Annotated in this window: 6 protein-coding genes; 1 reads left to right on the top strand and 5 read right to left on the bottom strand. The window is 45.5% G+C overall.

The features are described from left to right. Positions 1-220 precede the first annotated feature (220 nt). A complete protein-coding gene (locus B5F71_RS17960) occupies positions 221-1,189 on the top strand; it encodes a DUF5106 domain-containing protein (protein ID WP_087213079.1) in 969 nt (322 codons plus the stop codon). 477 nt (positions 1,190-1,666) lie between these two features. Here the strand turns inward: B5F71_RS17960 and mnmD are convergent, their stop codons facing one another. From mnmD to B5F71_RS17935, 5 genes are all read right to left on the bottom strand, one after another. Further along, the gene (gene mnmD / locus B5F71_RS17955; RefSeq protein WP_162609953.1) at positions 1,667-2,323 is read right to left on the bottom strand and encodes a tRNA (5-methylaminomethyl-2-thiouridine)(34)-methyltransferase MnmD; all 657 of its coding nucleotides are present in this window, start codon (positions 2,321-2,323) and stop codon (positions 1,667-1,669) included. Between the two features lie 58 nt (positions 2,324-2,381). Then, positions 2,382-2,843: a YqaA family protein gene (locus B5F71_RS17950; RefSeq protein WP_087213074.1), complete on the bottom strand. Its 462-nt coding sequence runs from the start codon at positions 2,841-2,843 to the stop codon at positions 2,382-2,384. Next, entirely contained in the window at positions 2,819-3,760 is a 942-nt protein-coding gene (locus B5F71_RS17945) for a hypothetical protein (protein WP_087213072.1), read from the bottom strand. Before B5F71_RS17945 ends, B5F71_RS17950 begins: the two co-directional genes overlap by 25 nt. Before the next feature lie 50 nt (positions 3,761-3,810). Then, positions 3,811-5,085 (bottom strand): phosphoribosylamine--glycine ligase, encoded by a 1,275-nt coding sequence (gene purD, locus B5F71_RS17940; RefSeq protein WP_087213069.1) that lies wholly within the window; start codon positions 5,083-5,085, stop codon positions 3,811-3,813. Between the two features lie 132 nt (positions 5,086-5,217). After that, complete coding sequence (locus B5F71_RS17935) at positions 5,218-7,500, bottom strand: DPP IV N-terminal domain-containing protein (RefSeq protein WP_087213067.1); 2,283 nt, start codon at positions 7,498-7,500, stop codon at positions 5,218-5,220. Positions 7,501-7,677 lie beyond the last annotated feature (177 nt).

Raw genomic sequence — 7,677 nt, 5'->3', positions numbered from 1 at the left:
TTTACGCATAAAGTCATGGGGGTATTAAGTTATTTCTTTCATTTACAAATTTAATAATTCTCTTGGCTTTATGCTATTTTGCTAGCACATTACAAACATAGGAACTAAAGATAAAGAATGTATACCAAGCCAAATTTGCAAGGATTCTTTATGCTAAATCCTTCATTCTTCATTTATAAAATCGTATCTTTGCACTTGTAATATTCAAAAAAATATGGGTATGAAAACACACCTTTATTACTACATCGCAATTGTATGCATCATTCTCGGAACTTCATGCACCTCCGGGCAAAAGCAGCATGCGACCGAAGAACACACGTCCATACAAAAAGAAAATGTAGCCACACAACCAGACAAAGCACAGTTCCCTTTCCCCGACATTCCAGTGATGTTGACTGAGCCGGAAGAACGTCGTGAATTTCTATTGGCACACTATTGGGATAATTTCAACTTCTCCGACACGACTTTACTTAATAACCGTGACATAACCGAACAAGGATTCGTCAATCACATCTCGTTACTGGCAGATGGTGAAAGTTCTTCACAAGAAATCACAAAGAGTCTGGATGCTCTCTGCTCGCATATAGAACAGCAACGGGAAGCGTGCAAAACATTCATGCATTTGTTCGACGAATATTTATACAATCCCAACTCACCCTTATACAACGAAGCATTGTATCTTGTTTACCTGAACCGTATGCTGCAAAGCAAAACCATAGACGATGCGACTAAAAGCACATTGGCTTTCAAACAAAAGCTCATCAGCCGGAACCAGCCTGGTACACTTGCTTCTGACTTTACGTATTATCTACCCAACGGACAGGCAAGCAAACTTCATCAAACTCCAGCCTCAAACAACCGTCTGCTGCTGATATTCTATGATCCGGAATGCCCCAGTTGTCATGAAATCATGCAAGACATGCTGCACGACCAGACCTTGGCAGATGCTGTAACCGATGGTAAACTCACCGTATTGGCCATTTACACCGAAGGTAATCCAGAAGCATGGCGTAGCGATCTTTCCAACCTCCCGGCCAACTGGATGGTAGGCACCGACCGTGAGGCTATCAAGCTAAACGCCCTCTATGACCTGAAAGCCATGCCATCGCTTTACCTGCTTGATGGGAATAAAAAAGTCATTTTGAAAGATGCCCCCTACGCACGTATCCGTGCCGCATTACATTTTTAAGAAACAGTTTCTTTGTTTCCGCTTTTGAGAATATTTGCCTGAACATAAATCAACAAATAAAAGACAAATCACATAGCTGCCTTGTTTGTAAGATTATTAATCTTCATGCCGAAAGATTATTAATCTTCACGCTGTAAGATTAATAATCTTACAAACGATGCAGCTATATTACGGAGAGACCAAAGCTTGCTTGGCATGCCGGATGTGTAATCTGACATAATTGAAGAAGCGGATTTGCAATCCAACATGATATTGGCAACAAGAGTGATACCGACAGTATGTATTAATGTACAATTGCACACCGCTCAACATATAAATACCCAACCACAACATATCGGTTTTTAACTCCTCGCCAACTTCCCTAACTTCTTAATTTTTATCAGAATCTGTTGAGGCTATGAAGCATATAAGTCATTACGGACAGTTATAATGGCACTTATAGGTAGTTACGGGAATAATTGTGTTTCGTAGTAAAGTTTAAATCTTACTTGCCCGTAATATCTCACGTTTACCTTCTGGAGGACCGGGCAAGCGTTCTACGGTAAAGCCTGCAGCTTGTAGGGTACGACGCACGATACCTTTAGCACAATAGGTAGTGAAAATACCTCCAGGATTCAAATGGGTAAAAAGACGGGTAAAGAGTTCCGGACTCCACATCTCAGGTTGTTTTTCGGGAGCGAAGGCATCGAAATAGATTATGTCGTACAAATCGGGGAAAGTATAGGTAGTAAAGTCGGTTTGTACCTTGTGTAAAGTGAAAAAAGGGGTAAGCGGAACGTCTTTTTCCCATGGTGCAGTATGAAGTGTACGGAAAGCTGTGGCATGTTCGGGAGAAATCTGTTCGGGATAAGCAAGACAGTTTGCCAGTTCGGGTGTTATAGGGTAGCGTTCAAGGGTGGTATAATGTACGGTACGTCCGGATTTTCCGGCTGCAAGCAAGGTAAGGAAGGCATTCAGTCCTGTGCCGAAGCCTATTTCCAATATGTGGGGAGAGGGAGAAGGATGGTGTTCCAGTCCCATTCGGATAAAGATGTGTTCCGATTCGGTGAGTGCTCCTTTTACAGAATGGTAGTGTTCATTCAATTCGGGGACGAAGAGTGTGTTGCTTCCATCAGCGGTTTGTTCGAGTTCTATCATCTTTATTTGTGGTTTAGTCAATATATTTCAAGTTTAAGCCAGATTTTTTCACTTCTTACATTAAATCAATTACCCCTAGCGTTGCAGCTACCAAGATAGTATAACGTGCCAGTTTTCCAAGGGTCATCGAGAGTGTTACTATCCATACGTTGGCGCGCATCCAACCCAGCACAATGAGGATGGCGTCACCTATCACAGGCAAGAAAGAAAACAATGCCATCCACGAACCTCGCCCACGAATAAAACGTTCGGCACGGTCCATCTGTTTTTTATCTACCTTCAGGTATTTCTCTATCCATTCCATTTTGCCCAGATGCCCTATCCAGTAGCAAGTAATGCCTCCTAATGCATTGCCACTGGTTGTAGCAATTGTAGACCATACAGGATCCAACCCTAATCCTACACATGCCAACAGAACAGCTTCAGATGAGAATGGCAAGACAGTTCCGGCAAGAAAGGCGGAAATAAACATCCCGATGTATCCCCAGTCTGTCAGAAGTTGAAAAAATGCATCCATAGATTAAATAAACAAAGTGAAACCCATAAGATAAGGGTAGTATTGAACAGGATATGCGAAACCCGGTTGAACGTCAGGGCAAAATAATGTGCACTTATCAAAGAGGCAGGAATCAACATCAATGGTAACAATGCCTGGAAATATTGTGGCTGTAACACACACAAAAGGTTAAGCCAAAGCATCATCCATACAAAGATACGCAACAGAATACGTGTCTGTACTTTGTCTTTGAAGGCAGACCGCAGGTAGAGTGTGCCGTAAATACCGGAGAATATCAGAACAATGCTCCATGACACATAATGAGTGAGCGTCAGTGTATGATAGTTGATGGGCTGGAATTGGAACAGACGCATCAGGTAAGGATAAACCGCTTCTAAGTTGTCTGTCCATACGTAGTATCCGAACAGTAGCCAGTAGGGTAGTGTAAAGCCGATAATGCCGGCAAAGAAACTACGGATATTGAGTGAACGCAGGCTGATAGTGTGTATATATAATAAAGGTGTAAGCCAGGCCAATGCAGGAAGTATAAAACTGCTTAGCCCCAGACAGAAGAATGCTTGAAACAGGGCTCCAGAAGCATAAGGAGACTCGTAGCTCCGAAAAAGGAACAAGAGCATCAGTATAAACAAAACTGGCAAAATACATGTCAGCGAAGTTTCGTGTAAGAACGGCATAGCTGCATAAAGCAACAGGAACAGAACTGCGGGAAGTGTAGTGCGGGTACGTATTAAAACGAACTTGGTTTCTGTTTCAATCAGCAGGTAAGAGGTAAGTCCATATGCCAGCAACGAACTTATGCTTGGCCAATCATGAACCGAAGAAAGTGTCCAAACGATCAGCGTAAGAATAGCAGCTACAGGAAGGGTCAATCTTCCTGTAGCTACTTGGTATTGGAATCTGTTTCTTGATGAAAACATAATTAACAGTTCATTGATTTATGACACACAGATAATATAACGAGTATCATTTATAAATCAAATCCGATGTCGGAACGGAAATATTTCTTCTCGAAATGAATCTTTCCGGCATTGGTGAACGATTGTCTTAAGGCTTCTTCTTTATTGGTTCCATACGAGCTGACGGCAATGACACGTCCGCCGTTTGTTACCACTTGCCCGTCTTTTATTGCCGTTCCGGCATGGAACACGATGCTTCCGCCTGCTTTGGCTTCTTCAATGCCGCTGATGGGGAATCCTTTCTGATAGGCTTCGGGATAACCGCCGGATACCAGCATGACACATACGGCTGAGCGCGAATCGATTTCCAAGGTCTTTTCATGGAGGTTTCCGTTTGCCACGCCTTCGAAGAGGTCTACCAGGTCGCTCTTGATGCGAAGCATGACGCTTTCCGTCTCGGGGTCGCCCATACGCACGTTGTATTCGATGACCATCGGGTCTCCTTTTACGTTGATAAGCCCGAAGAAAATGAATCCTTTGTAGTCCAATCCTTCAGCAGCCAGCCCTTCTACCGTGGGACGGATAATGCGGTCTTCTACCTTTTGCATCCATACTTTGTCGGCAAACGGAACGGGAGATACCGAACCCATACCGCCGGTATTCAGTCCTTTGTCGCCTTCGCCGATGCGTTTGTAGTCTTTGGCTTCGGGCAGAATCTTATAATGTTTTCCATCGGTCAGTACAAATACCGAACATTCGATGCCGCTCAGGAATTCTTCGATGACAACGGTTGCCGAAGCGTTTCCGAACATTCCTCCCAGCATTTCCTTCAGTTCTTTCTTAGCTTCTTCCAGAGTGGGAAGGATAAGCACGCCTTTGCCGGCACACAAGCCGTCGGCTTTCAGCACGTAAGGTGCCTGCAGGGTTTCGAGGAATGCCAGTCCTTCTTCCAAATTGGCAGAAGTTATGCTTTTATAGCCTGCCGTAGGGATGCCGTGACGTTGCATGAACCCTTTAGCGAATTCCTTGCTTCCCTCCAAGGTTGCTCCGGCTTTCGACGGACCGATAACCGGAATATTTTTCAAGGCTTCATCGTTGCGGAAGAAGTCGTAGATGCCTTTTACCAGCGGGTCTTCAGGACCCACTACCAGCATGTCGATGCCGTTTTCAAGGACAAAACGTTTGATGGCTTCGAAGTCATCGGCTTTGATGGCTACGTTTTCGCCTACCTCTTGCGTTCCGGCATTGCCCGGAGCGATGTACAGCTTTTCTACTTTCGGACTTTGTGCGATTTTCCATGCCAATGCATGTTCGCGTCCGCCTGAACCTAATAACAGTAGTTTCATATCCGTTCGATTTAAGTTGATGTCTTTTATTATATTTATTCACCACAGAGGACACAGAAGCACACAGAGTTTTTATTATTCCCTCTGTGATACTCTGTGTCCTCCTCTGTGGTGCAATCGGGTCATATCGGTTTATTTTAAATAATCAAGGAAATAACGCGTGATGTGTTCATGCAGGTGAACGCGGTCGCGTCCCATCATGTTATGCCCGTCTTCGGGATAGATGAAGAGGTCGGGATGCGTTCCGGCATCGATGCATGCACGCAGGAAAGTAATCGTATGTTGGGGAACGCACGTGGGGTCCATTCCGCCGATGATGATTTCCAACCTTCCTTTCAGATTGCCGGCTTTGGCTTTCAAATCCCGACTTTTATATCCTTCGGGATTGGTTTGCGGCGTGTCCATATAGCGTTCGCCGTACATCACTTCGTAATATTTCCAGTCGATGACCGGACCTCCAGCCACGCCTACCTTGAAGAGGTCAGGGTAAGTCAGCATCAGGTTGGTGGTCATATAGCCGCCGAAACTCCAGCCGTGTACGCCTATCTTTCCGGCATCCACATACGGAAGTGATTGCAGGAACTTGACTCCTTCCACTTGGTCTTTGGCTTCTTCTGCGCCTAATTGGCGGAAGGTGCAGTTTTCGAACTGAATGCCCCGGTTATCACTTCCCCGGTTGTCTACCGTAAGCATTACATAGCCTTGTTGTGCCATATACAGGTCCCATCCGCGTGCATCATAGAAGCGTGTGTTGTGAATCATCTGTGCATGCGGACCGCCATATACGTAGATAATGGCAGGGTATTTCTTGTTCGGGTCGAAGCCCACCGGCTTAATCAGGCGATAATACAGGTCGGCCTTTCCGTCGGCGGCTTTGATGGTGCCGATGCTGATTTCGGGCAAGTTGTATTGTTCTTTCATCGGGTCGGTGGCAGTAAGCAATGTAACGCCTTTTTTCCCGTTGGTAGGCAGGATGCTGATTTCACGTGGAACATCGTTCGAAGTGAAATTGTCTATCAGGAATGTTCCGTTTTCCGAGAGTTGCGCGCGGTGCATTCCGTCCCGTTTGCCTATCAAGGTACGTTTCCCGGCCTTTACATCGAGGCTGAAGACATTGGTCTGGAGCGGAGAGATTTCCGTGCTTCCGATGATGACGGTCTTCATCTTCTTGTTAAAACCTAAGATTTCCTGCACCAGCCAGTCTCCTTGGGTGAGCGGGGTGGTCTGCAGGTATTCGCAATACGTGTCGTCCGCATCCTTTCCGGTTTTCCATTCGCCTGCCTGAGGCTTTTGGGTATCCATTAGATAAAGGTGGTGATACCCGTCGCGTTGGCTCCAGTAGACGAACTTGGTTTCGTCCCAGGGCAAGAAAGCCAAGGGGTGTTGCGGCTCTACGTAACGGGCATGCTTCTCTTCGTACAGCACGCCTTTCTTCTCGCCGGTTTCGGCATTGTATTGCACCAGTTGTGCGTGGTTCTGGTCGCGGTTCAGTTCGATGACATAGATGTCTTTCTCGTCGGGCGACCAGCTGATATTGGTAAAGTAACGGTCGGTTGGGTCACCTGCCTGCAGGTAAATGGTTTTTCCCGTCTTTACATGATAGATGCCGACGGTCACCTTGTGGCTGGTCATGCCTGCCATCGGATATTTGTCGGGCACGAGGGTTGCGATGCGGGTGGTGGTGTTCACCTGCGGATAATCGGTCACCATGCTTTGGTCCATCCGGTAGAAGGCCAGATACGTGCCTTTCGGGCTCCAGAATGTACCTTTCATGATGCCGAACTCGTTGCGGTGAACCGCTTGGCCGTAAACGATGTCGTTATCTATTTCCTTTTCACCCATTAGGTGCGGGCTTACTGCGGTGGAAAAATCCCCGTGGTTGGCAATATATAAATGGTCGCCTGCCGTATAAGCAAGATAGCCGTTCTCTTTGCAGAAATCAAAGTTGGTGGCGTTTGCTTCTTGGATGCGGAACATGTTGGTTAACTTCTTCTGGATAAAGTCATAGAAGAAGACATAGCTTTCACTTTTTTCTTCATCTCCCACATAGCCCGAAAACATCAGGAGGTTCCGGTTTTCCCAAGGCAGGGAAGCGCCTTGCAGGGTGTGAAGCGGCTTGATGGGAGCTAAAAGTTTGTACGGCTTTTCTCCGTTTTGCAAGGCTTCGTTCACTTCTTTCAATGTCACCAGTATAGTTTCTTCTCCGGTACGATTATCTATTTGTCTGATATCGTCCACATCTGCACGCACACATACATCTCCCCACCATTGCAACCCTGGTAAGTTTTGAGGAGTCAGGTTAAAATAATTGCTTCCACCGGGAATCACATCATCCAGTGTGAACGCTTTTTTTTCTTGGGCGCACAAAGTAACGGTCATGCAAAGTGTTATAATAAATGATAGAAATTTTTTCATATAGGTTGTGATTTTAGTTTTTGAGTTCTTTAGTTTGTAAGTTTTTCAGGCTCTTGAGTTCTTGAAACTTTAGAAGCTGTTTTGAATTTCTCCAAAAAGTTTTTCTTGGCTTGATGTATCCGTTTTCGTGTGTGCTTTGGGCGATTTTTTGGTCCTTTCCGCTCCTGTTCTTCGTCA

Source organism: Bacteroides sp. An269, from assembly GCF_002159755.1.
GTDB classification, from domain to species: Bacteria; Bacteroidota; Bacteroidia; order Bacteroidales; family Bacteroidaceae; genus Phocaeicola; species Phocaeicola intestinalis.
Note: the sequence above shows the minus strand (reverse complement) of the source record. Positions and strands in the feature narration are given on the sequence as shown.